Origin of the sequence: Myroides odoratus (genome assembly GCF_001549985.1) — a bacterium.
GTDB classification, from domain to species: domain Bacteria; phylum Bacteroidota; class Bacteroidia; order Flavobacteriales; family Flavobacteriaceae; genus Flavobacterium; species Flavobacterium odoratum_A.
The window spans coordinates 70,296-86,360 of record NZ_LROZ01000003.1 but is presented as its reverse complement, the minus strand read 5'-3'; the positions used below and the strand labels follow the sequence as shown (position 1 = coordinate 86,360).

Here is a 16,065-nt window from a genome sequence, read left to right as displayed (position 1 = left end):
ACCGTGAAAACATACAAATACGAGATATTTACGACCAAAATAGAACGCGCTATTCGACAAGGGCATTTACAAGCGGGTGATGCCTTACCTTCTGTCCGAGAAACAAAAGCAAAGTATCAACTCAGCACAAGTTCAGTTCAAAGCGGCTATGATTACCTTGTATTTAAAGGATTAGTAACAAGTATTCCTCGTTCGGGTTATGTCGTTGCCGCTCATATCAAAACGACTACAGGGACTAAGCTTGATTTGCCAACGATACCCAAAGATGCGGTATTTATCAGTAAAAATGCTTTGACTACCCAACGATTAGTTCATACAGAACGTCCTTCTTTTCACATTGCTGCACCAGCATCAACCTTTATTCCACAACAACTTATTTTAAAAACCATGCAGACCGTTATTCGCGAAAAAGGCGTTTCATTGCTGCAATATTACCCCAATACAGGCTCTGAAGAGCTACAAGCCCTGCTAATCAAACGAGCAGCGCTCCATGGTGCTACTTTGCAAAAGGAAGAATTACTTGTTACAGATGGCGCACTACAAGCTTTGTATATTGCTTTGGCTGCTACGACCACTCCTCATGATATTGTAGCTGTAGAAAGTCCTTGTGTATTTTCAGTGCTAGAAGTGTTATCAAACTTGCGTTTACGCGCATTAGAAATTCCCGTAAGACCTGTCCATGGTTTTGATATTGCTTATTTAAAAAAAATGTGCCAACAACACGCTATTAAAGCGGTTATTCTTACACCTAATTTCCACAATCCAACGAGCATTCTCCTAAGTGATGAACAAAAAGAAGAGCTCTACCTACTTGGCGTACAACATCAGATTCCCATCATTGAAAATGATGTGTATGGGGATTTACACTTTCAGGGTGAAAGACCGATAAACATCAAGAATTTCGATAAAAAAGGAATTGTTATGACGTATTCCTCCTATTCAAAAACCATTGCACCAGGTTTACGCTTAGGATGGTTGGCTGCTGGACAATACACTGCACAAGCTGAGCGCCTTAAATTCTCCTTAGGAAGATCTGTTTCCCCTATCAATCAGGAAATCATTATTCAACTGCTAAAACTGCCAAGCTATGACAAACACTTGCGTATTTTTCGTCAGCAATTGGAACGTCAAGCCATGCAATTCCTCCGCACCTTCAATGCCTATTTTCCATCTGATTTTACCCAACAAGCACCACAGGGAGGTTACAGTATTTGGGGACAGTTACCCAATCAGGTTGACACGAAAACGTTTTACGAAACTTGTCAAGCAATGGGCATCGGCTTTACCCCTGGAGAAACCTTTTCTTTTACGGATGTATACAAACGTCACTTTCGAGCGATTTTTGCCCAACGACTCACAACTACAGATTTATCCCTGATTAAACAATTAGGTGAGGAATTGAAATAACCAATGTACTGATAGTTTTTACTGATACTGTATCGAAAAATATCAGCACTGTTCCTTTATCTTTGTGTATAAAGACAAATGAACATGAGTATTATATCTAAATTTACTATAGCCACAGAAGAAGGACTGGCTGTTCTTTTTCAATTAAGAGAAGCGCAAATCAGAAATCTATATACCTCTACTACTGAGGCTGCTTCTTTGAATCAATATATCACTCAACAACTTGACCAAAAAGAAACAATACTTGAACTAAATGATTTAAGTACACAGATGTTGACCGTATATGACAATGAAATTCCTGCTGGTTATGTCATGATTAAGCAGGTCGATCAACCTACAGTTTTAGCAGATAAAAAAGTAATTAATTTAGCTTCTTTTTACATAGACCCGAATCATAACCAAGAAGACGTAAGGGCTTCGTTATGGAATAAAACGTTATCGCTCACGCGTCAATATGATGCGATCTGGTTGGAAGTTTTACAACATGATCCTTTACTTCCATATTTTAAGGAATGGGGATTTGAAATTAGTGAAGAAAGGGTGATGCAACCTTTTGAACAACTTTCTTATCTTTTGATTCGTTGGAAAGAATAAATTCTATCCATACAATTCGCTATTTGTTCAAATAGAATGGAAAAAGGGTGGTTCAAAAGACCACCCTTTATGTTATATCAAATTAATTTCGTTCCATTTTTGCTAAAGCGCGATGAATAAAATCAAGCTCATCCGCATTTAATGCAATTGTAATTGCTTGTGCATTTGCTACGGATTGCTTAGCATTTCGCGCACCCGCTAATGTCACTGTAATAGCAGGTTGCAAAGTGGTCCAACGCAAGACAAGTTGAGCCAACGTAGCGCGCTTCTCTTCTGCTAGAGGTCGAATCTCTTCTAAGAAATTCTCTACTTTAGGCAAATCGAATTGAGAAAAATAACTCGAACGATGGTCGCCTTCCATAAAAGCGTTGGTTTTAAAATATTTCCCTGTTAATAATCCTCTTTCCATTGGACTATAAGCAATGATACTCAAATCATTAGCCAAAGCATAAGGGACTAATTCTTGTTCTATTCCTCTATTGAGCATACTATAGGGTACTTGATTACTAACAATCCCAAGTGTATTTCTTGCTTCTTTCACTTGCTCTAAGTTGTAATTACTTACTCCCGCCGCGCGAATTTTCCCTTGTTGAATCAATAAGTCCATAGCTTCCATCGTTTCTGCAATAGGCGTAGTCGAATCAGGCCAATGCAATTGCAACAAATCAATATAATCTGTACCTAAACGCTTCAAGCTATCTTCTACTTCTTTTATAACACTAGCTTTACTTGCATACTTGTAAATAGCGATGTCTTTGCCTTGGTTATCTTGGCTATTCATAACAAAAGTACCTTGAGGCTGATCTAAGTCCCAACGCATACCAAACTTCGTCAATAGCTGTACTTTATCGCGTGCCAATCCTTTTATGGCCTCTCCTACAATCTCTTCACTCACCCCTTGCCCATAGATAGGCGCGGTATCAATGGTGGTTACTCCTTCTTGATGGGCTGCTTGGATCGCCTCAACCGCTTCTTTGCGGTCTGTACTACCCCACATCCATCCCCCTGCTGCCCATGCACCAAAGGTAATAGCAGAAACTTCTATAGTAGAAGTACCTAGTTTTCTAAATTCCATCTGTTTTTGTATTGGTTTACTTAAAATATTAAACCTTAAAATCTATACAGCTTGTATCAAGAATTGCTGTTTTCTCATTTTAAGGGCAAGCTTAAAGATAATAAAAAAAGCCCTGCAATACAAAAACAGCTACTAAAAAGGAAAAAATTAACATCAAAAAACACACTTATTCCATTGAATTACAACTAGATAATAACAAAGAAACTTATTTCTCTATAGACCACAAAGGCTGATGTGCCAATACCTTAGCATAGATAGGACAAGTTTCAGTATGTGCTCCTTTTAAGTAGCCAATACTCATCAAAAATTCATTGACAATTTCTCCTCCTGTAAAGCGAAACTGTTTTTTAAATAACTTCACCCACTCTTCTTTTGTTTTGGGATGATGGTGGGTTAGCCATTGTTCAAATGAACCAAACTCTTGTTGAAGCTGTATGATGACCTTTGCATTTTCTATAGCCGCATTAATTTTGAGTCGATTTCGAATAATTCCAGCATCTTGCATCAAACGCGCTCGGTCTTCCTCTGTATAAGCCGCTACGGCTTGAATATCAAAATTGCTATAAGCAGCCCTAAATGCTTCTTCTTTTTTAAGGATCGTTTCCCAGCTCAATCCGGCTTGGTTAATTTCCATCAACAATCGACCAAATAGTTCATTATCATCATGAATAGGAAAACCATAATGATTGTCATGATAGTTTTTATGGAGTATTTGTCGGTCCCCAGTCAATAATTCAACGTGATCACAATAAGACATACGTTCTCTTTTTAAAATTCTACTTTCTAGTACTCAATACTACTTTGTTACCAACAAAAATAAAACTTCCAACTGACAACAGCTTGTCAAGTAGAATTAAATATTTTTTATCCTGTAGCATTACAACTAGATACAACAGGCTCTATGACAGAAAAATGATTGTTTTCAATAATACAATTACATAGTAAAAACAAAGTATTTGGGAAAAACTCGAAAAACAACTACAAAAAAACGGTATATTAAGTGAAACGAATAGTAATTTTAAAAATTATTTTCTATTTTTTTAGTGTATTTTTGCGCTTTAATTTCTATTGCTTTATAAAAAAATGCCACAAGAATTACTGCTCCAAGTGCTTCCTGAAGTTGCGGCTTCTGCGGATTTATTAACGTCTCATGTTGCGCAACACATTCAAAGTTCAGTATCTGACATTCAACACATTACCATTCTAAAAAGATCAATTGATGCTAGACAACGCATTGTCAAAATCAATTTGAAAGTACTGGTGTTTTTTGCAGGGGAAGAAGTTGTGCATCGACACATTGATTTTCCTGCCTATAAAAATGTAAAAGATGCCAAACGCGTTATAGTCGTTGGTGCGGGACCTGCAGGTTACTTTGCTGCATTGCAACTCATTGAATTGGGTGTAAAACCCATTGTTATTGAAAGAGGAAAAGATGTTCGTGGCCGTCGAAGAGACTTAAAAGCCATCAACATTGAACATATTGTAAATCCTGATTCGAACTATTGTTTCGGAGAAGGTGGTGCGGGGACCTATTCTGATGGTAAATTATATACGCGTTCAAAAAAACGCGGAGACATCAACCGCATTTTAGAATTACTAGTTGCTTTTGGTGCTTCACAAGATATTCTAATAGAAGCTCATCCCCATATTGGAACAAATAAATTACCCAAAATCATGCAAGATATGCGCCACAAGATTGAAGAATTTGGTGGTGAAGTACTCTTTGAAAAACGCGTAACTGATTTTGTCTTAGATGGCAATGAAATGCGAGGAGTAGTACTTGAAAATGGGGATATAATTGAAGCCAATAAGGTTATTTTAGCCACAGGGCACTCTGCTCGTGACATTTATGAATTACTGGATCGCAAAAATATAGTCATCGAAGCGAAGCCTTTTGCTTTGGGTGTTCGCGCAGAACATCCTCAATCGCTTATTGATCAAATTCAATACTCTTGCGACTATAGAGGCGAATTTCTTCCACCCGCTCCTTACTCAATTGTAAAGCAGGTTAATGGACGTGGAATGTATTCCTTCTGCATGTGCCCAGGAGGTGTAATAGCTCCTTGTGCTACCGCTCCTGGTGAAGTAGTAACCAATGGGTGGTCACCTTCTAAACGCGATCAAGCAACAGCCAATTCAGGTATCGTTGTAGAATTGCGACTAGAAGATTTCAAACCTTTTGAAAAATTTGGTGCATTAGCAGGAATGGAATTCCAAAAATCCATTGAACAACAAGCCTTTAGATTGGCTGGAGAAACACAACGTGTTCCCGCTCAACGCATGGTAGATTTTGCACAAAAGAAGGTATCAACCGCTATTCCAAAAACTTCTTATCTTCCTGGAACAACAGCGGTTGAACTAGGGGAAGTATTTCCTAATTTCTTAACGGATATTATGCGAGAAGGATTTCAAGAATTCGGAAAATCCATGAAAGGTTATTTTACAAATGAAGCTATTCTACATGCACCTGAAAGTAGAACCTCATCACCTGTTCGCATTCCTCGTGACGATCAATCACTAGAACATCCACAAATTAAAGGTTTATATCCTTGTGGAGAAGGAGCTGGTTATGCGGGTGGTATTATTTCCGCTGCTATTGATGGAGAAAAATGCGCAATCCACTGTGTAGAAAGTATGCAATAAACCTTATTTGAATCGATAAATCAAGTCCAACTGCTTTTGTAGTTGGACTTTTTTATTACAATTTGTCCATACAACTTTAGGACAATCCTCTTTCCTCTAAAGAATTCACAAATCAATTTAAAATAATCCTATTAAAATTTTAATAATAAAATATTTAATCAACTTATTTAACCATTTATAACATTTAATTTATTCACATCTTGCGAAATCATTTTATTTCGTTATGTTAATTTATTTAGATATTAATCTTTTATTGGAAATAAAATCTAAATTGCAACCAATAGAATTTTATAGATATTAAATATAAACACCCAAAAAAAACAAAAAACAAACTATAAAATTCCTCCAACAAACAAAAATAACACGTGTACTTGTACACATTTTGACACTAATTCAATTTAATTATGAAAAGACTATCGTATGTAATAAGCTTTGTTTTGCTTAGTAGTTTAGCAATTACTTCATGTAGTAGTGATGACCACAACTACTTAATCCCTGTAGACCCTAAAAATCCGATTACCATTGATCAATCTACAGGTACGTATTTAGGAAAAGTAGAAGATAAAGGAAATTTCGCTATTGTTCTTAAAACCAATAAAGGGGAGTTTAACTTAACATTCATCTCTGATGTAGTAAAAGATGAGAACTTATTAGAAGCGGCTATAAAATCAGAAACGTATATTGTTACTGATACCGGACATTTATACACCCTTTCCACAAAAAGTACAGTAAAAAATGGTGACGCAGTAGCTGCCATCACACAAGGAGAGCTAGCTGTAGTAAGTGCTAATGGTTCACATACTTTTAAGGGAACTTTACAAGATGAACAAGGAGTAAAATATGACATCAATTATACACAAACCATTGATATTGAACCAATTTATGATGTAACCTATGAAGTTCAAAACGGTTGGTATTGGGGAGATAATGTATTTGACCACCCCAATGTAGCGGAGTATATGACCTACTTCACTCAAGGAGATGTAAATGAATACGATGAATTAAAAGAAGATGGAACTGGATATCACATTTCACTGTCTTTCTTTGATCAGATGGCACCCAAAGCATGGGAAGCGCAAGTTCCAAATAAAACATTCAAAGCCTCTACTGAATATGAGGTAGGCGCATTTAGAGTTGGCTCAAAAGAAGCAATTGAAAGCGGTGATATTGATTATTCCTTTGCTTCATTCCAACACAATGACAAAGCAGCTGGAATCAAAGATGAATTGTACATTTTAGATGGTGTAATCAAAGTAATGGACAACGAAAAAGGACAAGAAATTCGCTTTAATATTTTATTAGAAGATGGTACAAGACACTTAGGTAAATACATCGGAAAAGTAAAACAAGGCGATGAGTATACGATTTCAACGTTAAGAGCAGATAAAACAGTAAGCAAACTAACACAAGGTTTTTTAGAGTATAAAGGCAAGTCACCAATCACAGGGAAAGATAATAACCGTTGGGACATTTATTTATATTCCGAAACTTTAACTCCTATCCGTGGAGCGTACTTCGAAGTTAATGGTATTGGAGAATGGATGCGTGTTAGACTTTTTACAGACATTAATACGACAACTGATATTCCTGTTGGAGAATATCCAATCGGAGAGGAAAATGCTGGAAATGCAGGTTTAGGTGGAGGTTCTGAAGTAGGATTAGACTGGGGGACTTGGTTCTTTGAGCAAGCTATTAACAAAGACGGGGACTTAGCAACGACAAACTACGCTCCTACACGTACAGGAACGGTAAAAATTGAGAAAACAGGAGATCAATATACAATCACCGTTAACGCAATCGACGACAGAGAAAACAAGATTACTGCTTCTTATACTGGAGCCTTAGAATTCGTAAACAACGCTAATAGAGCTGCCGCTAAACAAACAAAAATGGCTAAAAAATCATACAACAAAGGAAAAAAATTCGACGCTGCTAAAAACAGTAGAAAATAGTTTTCTTCTCTTATACAATCAAAGCCCAATTGCCTGCAATTGGGCTTTTTTTATTTTTACACTGTTTTAAAATACTGCTATTTATCATCTTTTCCTTTTATTTTAACTCGTACTTTTGAGTATTAACCCCAAAAAACGAATGAAGATGCCTACGAATACTTTTAGTTGGAAAAACAACATTACCACACTTCTACGCATACAATACCCTATTATTCAAGCTCCTATGTTTGGCGTCGCTACTCCTCAAATGGTAGCTGCAGCTGGAGAAATTGGTGTTTTAGGTACACTGCCTTTGGGCGACTTACCTGCAGCAAAATGCAGAGAGTTAATTCGGGAGACAAAGCAGTTAACTTCTCATCCTTTCGCCGTTAATGTGTTTTTAAATTCTTTACCCGAACGCACTGCGGAATTAAAAAACCAATATACCCGTACAAAAGCGTATTTAGAAGATTTTGCCAAGCAAGCGAATTTAGAAGTCCAATTAGCAGACTATGAACAAGTGATTTATACGGATTACCGCGACCAAGTAGATGTAATTATTGCTGAAGGTTGTCAAATCGTCAGTTTTACTTTTGGGGTCTTTGATGAAGCAACGATTGCGAAGCTCCAACAACATGGGATTATCCTTATTGGTACAGCTACTTCTGTAGCGGAAGCACAACTATTAGAACAAAAAGGCATCGATATCATTTGCGTACAAGGTATTGAAGCAGGTGGACATCAAGGCACTTTTCTACGTGAAACCCTACCTGAAATTGGAGGATTATCTTTATTGGCTAAAGTATATGAAACCGTTAAAACGCCACTCATTTATGCAGGTGGATTATATAATGCGTCTACTCTTTTAGCAGTTAAAACACTAGGTGCACAAGGGTTTGCTCTTGGTAGCTTATTGATGGGATCGGAAGAAAGCAATTTAGCGGAATTTGAAAAAGAAGCTTTACGACAAGCTACTGAAGATCAATTGGTTCTAACCAAGAGTTTTTCGGGTCGTTATGCTAGAGGATTGCGCAATACGTTTACGCAAAAACTAGATTATTCCGACTATATTCTCCCTTATCCGTTCCAAAATAAATTAACGGTAGGTTTTCGAATCGCGGCTAAAAAGAAAGAAGATCCTCAATTTTTAAGTTTGTGGACCGGACAATCCCGTGGGCCTTATCCAAGTGCATCAATCAAAGTAATTCTTACTCAGTTAATTCAAGACGTAGAAGCACATCAACAATAAAATACGAGATTTATTTTATTTTCTATTTTTCAAAAAGAGGGGCGAAATTACTTTCGCCCTTATTTTTTCTTTTGAAGTAAAGAGAGATAAGCTCCATACCCTGCTGCTTGCATCTCTTCTTTTGGAACAAAGCGCAAAGAAGCTCCATTGATACAATAACGCAATCCACCAGTCTCAGTAGGACCATCGTTAAAAACATGCCCTAAGTGAGCATCACCTGTAGCACTTCTTACTTCTACTCGATCCATACCATGTGATTTATCTACTTTTTCTTCTATTAATCGCGTATTAATTGGCTTGGAGAAACTAGGCCATCCACAACCTGCATCATATTTATCTGTTGAAATAAACAACGGTTCACCTGTTGTAATATCTACATAAATTCCTTCGCGAAACTCCTTCCAAAGCTCATTGCTATACGCTCGCTCTGTACCGTTATTTTGTGTTACTTCGTATTGAGTTGGAGTTAATTTTTCCTTTAATACTTCCTTTTCTTGACGTTGATACGTTTGCTCTTTTTTAGGATTAGCCTTTCTCGCTATTTCAAACAAATCTGCACCAATATGACAATACCCTCCTGGATTTTTATCCAAGTATTTTTGATGATAAGTTTCCGCATCATAGAAGTTGCGCAATGGTTCTACCTCAACTACTATTTTTTTGGTGTACTGTTTCGCTAATTCGCTGATTTTTTGAGTAATAAGAAACTCATCTGATGGATCTGCATAGTAAATCCCAGAGCGGTATTGTGTTCCCACATCATTGGCTTGTCGATTTAAAGTAGTAGGATCAATTGTTTGCAGAAATAAATCAAGTAATAACTCAAAATCAACTATTTGAGGATCATACGTCACTTTTACTGTTTCCGCAAAACCAGTCGTTCCTGTAGTAACCTCCTTATAGGTTGGATTTTTTGTTTTTCCATTGGCATAACCTACTTCTGTTTTAGTCACCCCTCTTACTTGTTGAAAGAAGTGCTCGGTTCCCCAAAAACACCCTCCAGCAAAATAAATTACTTTGGTATTTTTATCTTTTCTTGTTTCCATTTCTTCCTCTGTTTTAGCTGTGTATTTACTTTGATGAAATACTGTACTACTAGCTAGTACAAGTCCACTTACGATAAGTAGAACGATAAAAAATATTTTTTTCATTTGTTCCTTTTCTAATTGTTATACTGTTTCATCTTCTTCCATCTGCTCTTGTAAAATAGTTAAAAATAACTGCATGGCAGGACTAATCCACTTTTGGTGATGATAAGCCGCAATCATCGTAATTGTTGGCAAAAAACCCTGCACGGGAATTTCGATAATCTTCCCTCCTTTCAATTCTTCCTCTACCACAAAATGAGGTAAATAAGAAATACCTATCTGACTCATAATGCTTCGTTTTGTTGCTTCAATACTCCAAAGTTCAATATGTTGTTTAACCGCTATACTTCTCTTTTTTAATTCTTCTTTGAAAGCTTTTTGATACACTCCATTACTATCACTATTAATCAACGCGCAACCTTTCTCTTGATTCCATTGACTGAAATCCATTTCTTTTTTGGGAAACTGAGGGGAAGCCATCAATCCTACTTTAAAGTCCTTAATAGGAACCGTTTTTATTTGTGGTCCATAACCATCTACCTGGTAATGAATCCCTAAATCAATTTCATTTTTAATAATATCTCTTTGTATTTCATAACAATTTTTGACTTTTAATTTTAAAAGTACATTGGGTGCTTTCTCAATGAATTTCTTTAATGCAGGTTGTAAAATATAGGTTACTAAACTATCCGAAACTGATATCGTTAAACTACCTTCTATTTTTGTACAATCTGTATTAAGCAATTTTATTTGTTGAACCTCTTCCTCAATACGCTTAATATGTGGAATCATTTTTAAAGCCTGTTCAGTAGGATGCATCCTTCTTCCTATTTTTTCAAACAACGGAAAATTAAGCTCATTTTCAAGTTGTTGCATTTGATAACTAATAGCCGATAGGGAGTAATTCAATTCTTTTGCTGCTTCTTGGAAACTTTCTTTTTCAACAATTGTCTTAAAACTTTTTAATTGATGTACATCCATACTTCTAAAATATTGAAGTAAAGCTACCAAAAATTTCAATTGTTTGAAAGTATTTATCTTCCTAAATTTGGTGAAAAATAAAGCTTTTTCTGTTAAAAGAAATCGAATAAATTCACATACAAAAACAAACAATTATGACAAAAAATACACGTACCTATACTTGGGAAAAAACTACGACCCTTTTAGAAGAAGCAAAAAAACAAAGTGGTTATGATCTTTTAGTAGGTGTTCTCAATGGTACATTACCACAAGCACCTGCACTCGAGACCATTCACAGTACGTTGATTGCGGTAGAAAAAGGACAAGCTGTTTTTGAATTAAAAGCAAGCGCATTTTTATATAATCTTATCGGTACTGTTCACGGTGGTATTATCAGTACAGTATTAGATACGGCTATTGGATGTTCACTACTCACTACTTTAGCAGCAGGTGAAAGCTTTACTTCTTTAGATTTAAAAGTGAATTTTCTAAAAAAAATCACCATCGACAGCCCATTATTACAAACTGAAACAACTATTATTCACCAAGGTAGAACAACAGCCTATTTGGAATCTAAACTCGTTGATGCAACAGGTGCGATTTATGCACATGCAGTATCTACTTGCCTTATTTTTAGATAGTAAATTTCTTTTCTCAAAAAATACTAGCTCAACCGATTTGTTTTTTCTTTCTATCACCTCCTTTTAAAACTACGTCTATGATTCCATTTCAAGCCTTGTTGCTATTTGCTTTAGCCGCTTTAATTTTAGCTATCACTCCAGGACCTAATATGGTTTACCTAATTTCAAGAACTTTATCACAAGGCCAAAAGGCTGGGCTGATTTCTTTGTTGGGTGTGATTATTGGTTTTTTATTTCACATTGTGTTAGTCTCTTTTGGATTAACAGCTGTTTTATTTACTATTCCTTATGCTTATACGGTATTAAAATGGACAGGAGCTCTATATTTGGTATACCTTGCTTTTCAAGCATTAAAACCCAATGGAAAAAACATCTTTGCAGTAGAGCAAACCCTAAAAGTGGATGCTCCTAGTAAACTGTTTTCAATTGGTTTTTTAACCAATGTACTCAATCCCAAGGTTGCTGTTTTTTACTTATCACTCTTTCCTCAGTTTATTAAACCGGCCTATGGCTCTATCTTTTTTCAAAGTTTAACCTTGGGAACCACTCAATTAGTTATTAGCTTTTTAACTAATCTTCTGATTATTCTATTCGCCGCTAAACTCGCTTCTTTTTTTCAAAAACAACCCTTTTGGCTCAAAATACAAAAGTGGTTTATGGGAAGTATTTTACTTTTTTTAGCCGTAAAAATGGCCTTATCTAAAGCAAAATAACAGATAAACATCCTTTCTATACTAATAAAAAGGATGTTATTCTAAAACACTTTAATTCAATCTATTATACCTTATTTCGCAGCCCATATTTCAATTTCAATCGCAATTTCTGGCAATCCTAAAGCGGAAATATACGCAATAGTCATGGAAGGATAATGTTCACCAAAAACACTTTGCCATACGCAATCAAAATAATCCCAATCTATTTCTTTAGTAGACCAAATGTTCACTTTAATTACGTGATCCGCAGTTAAGGCTTGACTCGTTAACAAGGCTTGAATATTGTCAAAAGTCAATTTTACTTGTTCATTAAAATTAGGGGGAATCACTCCTTCATCATTAATTCCTATTTGACCTGAAAAGGTAAATAAACTAGCTCCCTTAGGAATTACAGTGACATGTGCATATTTTCCAACGGGATGAGGTACTGTTGGAGGGTTCATTCTAACGATTCTGTTTTGCATTTTTTCTCTTTTTAAAATTACACTGCAAAACTAAAGGATACGAAATTCCTAGAATTGGATAAAACCGACACCTTTAAAACTTACTCTTTTTCTCCTTTTTTCCACTCGGGAAAATTAGGTAGTTTTTCGTCTGAATGCTTCAAAAACTGTATTGGATTATTCCCTGTAAAGGTTTTAAACTCTCGAATAAAGTGAGATTGATCATAATAACCTTGATCATAAGCCAGCGTCGTTAGGGTATCAAACCCTTTTGTTTTCAGCAATTCTAAACTCGTCTGAAAACGCATAATTCGCGAGAAAATTTTAGGTGAGATCCCTGCGTGCTGTTTCATGAGCCGTTCCAAAGTACGCTCTGACATTTTCAATTCTTCTTGAATATCTACTAATGATTTACCGCGTTGTAATAAATTCGAGGCAAATTTAGCCTTTTGATTTTCATAACGGACAAGCTGAATTTGTTGAAGAACAAAATCAGAAAGCACGGTAATTTTATCTTCTATCGTTGAAGCCTCTTGCAATTGATCCAATAAAGGGGTAGTCATTAAATCAGCTAATGCAAGAGTTTGGTTGGTTACCTCAGAGGCATCTAGCTTAAATATACTTTTTAAAGCAGTAGGTTCAAGATACGCGCCAATAATTCGAAAAGCGCCATCAATTAATTGATTGGTATACGTGGTAAAAGCACCATAAATATACAATTGAGGGGTATATTGTTCGTGTTCATCTCGAAATAGATTAGGTGTATCTTGGTAAATCAAAGCAGGAATCCCATCAGGCACTATTTTAAATTGTTTGCTCCCTATTTGTTCTTCTCCACTCTCCAATACCCAAAAGTAACGGATATACCCTTGTAAAGCTGGAATCGGAAGAATTTCTTGATAACGCATGGAATTGAGATTTACACAATCAAAGATACCACTTTTACCTAGTAGATCTCAAGGATGTTTTTTGAGTCTTTGTTTCAATCTATAGTATGCCATGTACCTCAACGGGTTTCCTTCATTCGTATCCACACCACAATACCCGATACAAACGTCAAAGACCCCGCAATATGAACGGCCCACATCAATCCGAAATAATTTCCTACAATACCAGCCATCAAAGCCCCTATGGCATAACCCATATCTCGCCAAAAGCGATAAACTCCTAAAGAAGAAGCTCTCCAATTAGGGTGTGCAACATCACTAACTGCAGCGAGTAATGCAGGATATACCATAGCTGTACCGATTCCCAAAAGAATTGATCCGATTAAACCCGCTGTCAAGGGATTGAAAACAGCACTTCCAATCACTAGATGTCCCAATACCTGAATAAACATTCCCCAAACAATTAAGGGTTTTCTCCCCCATTTATCCGCTAAAGGTCCTGTTATAATCTGCCCCACTCCCCAAACGATTGGATACACCGCTTTAATCCACCCTACTCCTTCCAAACCAACACCCATAGAAATAAATAGCAAAGGAAATACCCCCCAAGACATCCCATCATTTAAATTATTGATTAACCCAGCCTGAGAAATAGAAAATAAGTTTTTGTTTTTACATGTAGTTTCTTTAAACACCCACCACAAATTGGGTTTAGTGCTTTCTTTCTTCGTTGTTTGATCCTGTTGTTTTGCTTCCAATTGCGCAAATTGACGGGTATCTCTCACAACAAAAATAGAAAGTAATAAGCCAATAAGAGTATAAGCAATTCCTAGGTAAAAAGGCGCTGGACGCAAACCATAACGAGCAGCAATAATTCCAGTGACTAAAGCTGTTAGTCCAACAGCACCATAACCCGCTGCTTCATTTAACCCCATCGCTAAGCCTCGACTCTTGCTCCCCACTAAATCTATCTTCATATTTACCGTCATGGACCAAGCTAATCCCTGGCTAATTCCCAGCAATATATTAGCAAATAAAACCCAATCCCATGAAGGCCCATAAGCAAGTAAAAAAGGAACAGGTACTCCAATAAGCCAACCTAAAATCAATACTTTCTTACGCGTATACTGATCCGCCAACACCCCAGAGATTAAGTTCGTGAACGCTTTGACTACGCCAAAAGCCATAATAAAAGAAAAGACAACAACGTCTGATTGAATGTGAAACTCCTCTGTTCCGACTAAAGGAACAACCGTGCGTTCTAATCCTACCATTCCACCAACCATCATGTTGACCATCACAAGAAGGGTAAACTGTTTCCAATTTTCTTTTAAACCAAGTTGCATTGCCTTCATCTGTTCTTTTTCCTTGTTTTATGTTTCCTAGAGCTAATAAAAGACAAAGATAGTTTTTTTTACCACCTATTCAATAGATTTATTGAATAGATTTATAAAGTAGATTTCCTTTACTAATCACATCAAAATGAATCATTACATCCCTAACAAAAAAAGCGCAGGGACGAATCCTTGCGCTTTTTAGCTATTTTATTTAATCTATGCTTCCTTTTTATTTGTAGGTAGACCTTTTAAAGCCCATTCGGGGTACCCTTCCTCCAATCGGCAGGCTTTAAAGCCTTTTTCCATCAAAAAAGCGACAGCTTGATCGGCATAAACGCAAAAAGGACCGCGACAATACGCTACAATCGTTTTTCTTTTTTCGAGGGTTTTTACTGCTTCTTCTAATTGCTGTAAAGGCATCGATAGCGCTTGGTGGATATGCCCCCGATTGTATTCTTCTTCTGGGCGAACATCCAACAATAGAATCTCTTCCTCTTGAAGTAAGGTTGTTAAAGTATCCGCATCTATTGCTTGTAAATTTTCATTTTGTCCTTGGCGAAAATCAGCAATCACTTTTTCTACTTCTGCATTGAAATGAATACCCAATTCGCGCAAGGCAATCCACGTTTTATATACTCCATTACTCCTCAGAGAATAGTATACAAAATTTCCTTGTTTGTTAATTTGAACGAGTTGAGCTTTTTTAAGATTCTGCAAGTGTTGAGATGTATTCGCAATGGATTGATTGGTGTATTTAGCAATCAGTTCCACTGAAAAAGGCCCCTGTGCTAAAAGATCAATAATCTCCAATCGCACGGGGTTCGCCATTGCTTTAGCTACTTTCGCTAACTCTGTATATACGGTGTCTTTAAATACTCTCTTATCCACAATCTATTGGTTTTTACACACTCATCACTTGACGAATACACAAAGATACGATATTTATGATTGGGACTTTGTGAGGCTCGTGCTTCGTGAAGTCGTAAGATTTATCAATTAAAGAAGGAACTCTGTTTTTGTGAGGTTTGCTCTCCACCTAACCCCCTCATCACCTAACCTCCTCATCACCTAACCCTCTTAATTCCTAACCCTTATAA

General features: G+C 36.5%; 15 protein-coding genes. 7 read left to right on the top strand and 8 right to left on the bottom strand.

Annotated elements, in window-relative coordinates:
* The first annotated feature begins 3 nt into the window (after positions 1-3).
* Both AWV75_RS04950 and AWV75_RS04945 read left to right on the top strand, forming a co-directional pair.
* Positions 4-1,407 carry an aminotransferase-like domain-containing protein gene (locus AWV75_RS04950; RefSeq protein ID WP_231738009.1) on the top strand — a complete coding sequence of 468 codons (1,404 nt, stop codon included), beginning with the start codon at positions 4-6 and terminating at the stop codon, positions 1,405-1,407.
* 84 nt (positions 1,408-1,491) lie between these two features.
* A complete protein-coding gene (locus AWV75_RS04945; protein WP_060873324.1) occupies positions 1,492-2,001 on the top strand; it encodes a GNAT family N-acetyltransferase in 510 nt (169 codons plus the stop codon).
* Positions 2,002-2,083: 82 nt separating this feature from the next.
* On the opposite strand, the gene AWV75_RS04940 is transcribed toward AWV75_RS04945, so the two are convergent.
* Together AWV75_RS04940 and AWV75_RS04935 are read right to left on the bottom strand one after the other, a co-directional pair.
* Entirely contained in the window at positions 2,084-3,076 is a 993-nt protein-coding gene (locus tag AWV75_RS04940; RefSeq protein WP_060873323.1) for an aldo/keto reductase, read from the bottom strand.
* Positions 3,077-3,281: 205 nt separating this feature from the next.
* A complete protein-coding gene (locus AWV75_RS04935) occupies positions 3,282-3,833 on the bottom strand; it encodes a DNA-3-methyladenine glycosylase I (protein WP_060873322.1) in 552 nt (183 codons plus the stop codon).
* Positions 3,834-4,159: 326 nt separating this feature from the next.
* Here AWV75_RS04935 and AWV75_RS04930 point away from each other — a divergent pair, with 326 nt between their 5' ends.
* The 3 genes from AWV75_RS04930 to AWV75_RS04920 all read left to right on the top strand — a co-directional run bounded on the left by AWV75_RS04930 (position 4,160) and on the right by AWV75_RS04920 (position 8,899).
* Positions 4,160-5,719 carry an NAD(P)/FAD-dependent oxidoreductase gene (locus AWV75_RS04930; protein WP_060873321.1) on the top strand — a complete coding sequence of 520 codons (1,560 nt, stop codon included), beginning with the start codon at positions 4,160-4,162 and terminating at the stop codon, positions 5,717-5,719.
* 404 nt (positions 5,720-6,123) lie between these two features.
* On the top strand, positions 6,124-7,671 hold the full coding sequence (locus tag AWV75_RS04925) for a hypothetical protein (protein ID WP_060873320.1): 1,548 nt from the start codon (positions 6,124-6,126) through the stop codon (positions 7,669-7,671).
* A gap of 139 nt (positions 7,672-7,810) precedes the next feature.
* Complete coding sequence (locus tag AWV75_RS04920) at positions 7,811-8,899, top strand: NAD(P)H-dependent flavin oxidoreductase (RefSeq protein WP_369038032.1); 1,089 nt, start codon at positions 7,811-7,813, stop codon at positions 8,897-8,899.
* A 59-nt stretch (positions 8,900-8,958) separates the two neighbouring features.
* On the opposite strand, the gene msrB is transcribed toward AWV75_RS04920, so the two are convergent.
* Positions 8,959-10,050 (bottom strand): peptide-methionine (R)-S-oxide reductase MsrB, encoded by a 1,092-nt coding sequence (gene msrB / locus AWV75_RS04915; RefSeq protein ID WP_060873319.1) that lies wholly within the window; start codon positions 10,048-10,050, stop codon positions 8,959-8,961.
* An 18-nt stretch (positions 10,051-10,068) separates the two neighbouring features.
* Complete coding sequence (locus AWV75_RS04910; protein WP_060873489.1) at positions 10,069-10,968, bottom strand: LysR family transcriptional regulator; 900 nt, start codon at positions 10,966-10,968, stop codon at positions 10,069-10,071.
* Positions 10,969-11,102: 134 nt separating this feature from the next.
* On the opposite strand from AWV75_RS04910, the gene AWV75_RS04905 reads away from it, so the two are divergent.
* Both AWV75_RS04905 and AWV75_RS04900 read left to right on the top strand, forming a co-directional pair.
* On the top strand, positions 11,103-11,588 hold the full coding sequence (locus AWV75_RS04905) for a PaaI family thioesterase (RefSeq protein WP_060873318.1): 486 nt from the start codon (positions 11,103-11,105) through the stop codon (positions 11,586-11,588).
* A gap of 77 nt (positions 11,589-11,665) precedes the next feature.
* Positions 11,666-12,301 carry a LysE family translocator gene (locus tag AWV75_RS04900; protein ID WP_060873317.1) on the top strand — a complete coding sequence of 212 codons (636 nt, stop codon included), beginning with the start codon at positions 11,666-11,668 and terminating at the stop codon, positions 12,299-12,301.
* Between the two features lie 71 nt (positions 12,302-12,372).
* Here AWV75_RS04900 and AWV75_RS04895 read toward each other — a convergent pair whose 3' ends face one another.
* The 4 genes from AWV75_RS04895 to AWV75_RS04880 all read right to left on the bottom strand — a co-directional run bounded on the left by AWV75_RS04895 (position 12,373) and on the right by AWV75_RS04880 (position 15,856).
* Positions 12,373-12,765: a RidA family protein gene (locus AWV75_RS04895; RefSeq protein WP_060873316.1), complete on the bottom strand. Its 393-nt coding sequence runs from the start codon at positions 12,763-12,765 to the stop codon at positions 12,373-12,375.
* Between the two features lie 80 nt (positions 12,766-12,845).
* Complete coding sequence (locus AWV75_RS04890; protein WP_060873315.1) at positions 12,846-13,652, bottom strand: AraC family transcriptional regulator; 807 nt, start codon at positions 13,650-13,652, stop codon at positions 12,846-12,848.
* A gap of 98 nt (positions 13,653-13,750) precedes the next feature.
* Complete coding sequence (locus AWV75_RS04885) at positions 13,751-14,986, bottom strand: MFS transporter (RefSeq protein ID WP_060873314.1); 1,236 nt, start codon at positions 14,984-14,986, stop codon at positions 13,751-13,753.
* A gap of 198 nt (positions 14,987-15,184) precedes the next feature.
* Positions 15,185-15,856: an ArsR/SmtB family transcription factor gene (locus AWV75_RS04880; RefSeq protein WP_060873313.1), complete on the bottom strand. Its 672-nt coding sequence runs from the start codon at positions 15,854-15,856 to the stop codon at positions 15,185-15,187.
* Positions 15,857-16,065 lie beyond the last annotated feature (209 nt).

Bases quoted from the DNA above. Each gene is read 5' to 3' on its own strand.
- AWV75_RS04945 (WP_060873324.1), top strand. From the start codon at position 1,492: ATGAGTATTATATCTAAATTTACTATAGCCACAGAAGAAGGACTGGCT.
- AWV75_RS04940 (WP_060873323.1), bottom strand. From the start codon at position 3,076: ATGGAATTTAGAAAACTAGGTACTTCTACTATAGAAGTTTCTGCTATT.
- AWV75_RS04935 (WP_060873322.1), bottom strand. From the start codon at position 3,833: ATGTCTTATTGTGATCACGTTGAATTATTGACTGGGGACCGACAAATA.
- AWV75_RS04930 (WP_060873321.1), top strand. From the start codon at position 4,160: ATGCCACAAGAATTACTGCTCCAAGTGCTTCCTGAAGTTGCGGCTTCT.
- AWV75_RS04925 (WP_060873320.1), top strand. From the start codon at position 6,124: ATGAAAAGACTATCGTATGTAATAAGCTTTGTTTTGCTTAGTAGTTTA.
- AWV75_RS04920 (WP_369038032.1), top strand. From the start codon at position 7,811: ATGAAGATGCCTACGAATACTTTTAGTTGGAAAAACAACATTACCACA.
- msrB (WP_060873319.1), bottom strand. From the start codon at position 10,050: ATGAAAAAAATATTTTTTATCGTTCTACTTATCGTAAGTGGACTTGTA.
- AWV75_RS04910 (WP_060873489.1), bottom strand. From the start codon at position 10,968: ATGGATGTACATCAATTAAAAAGTTTTAAGACAATTGTTGAAAAAGAA.
- AWV75_RS04905 (WP_060873318.1), top strand. From the start codon at position 11,103: ATGACAAAAAATACACGTACCTATACTTGGGAAAAAACTACGACCCTT.
- AWV75_RS04900 (WP_060873317.1), top strand. From the start codon at position 11,666: ATGATTCCATTTCAAGCCTTGTTGCTATTTGCTTTAGCCGCTTTAATT.
- AWV75_RS04895 (WP_060873316.1), bottom strand. From the start codon at position 12,765: ATGCAAAACAGAATCGTTAGAATGAACCCTCCAACAGTACCTCATCCC.
- AWV75_RS04890 (WP_060873315.1), bottom strand. From the start codon at position 13,652: ATGCGTTATCAAGAAATTCTTCCGATTCCAGCTTTACAAGGGTATATC.
- AWV75_RS04885 (WP_060873314.1), bottom strand. From the start codon at position 14,986: ATGAAGGCAATGCAACTTGGTTTAAAAGAAAATTGGAAACAGTTTACC.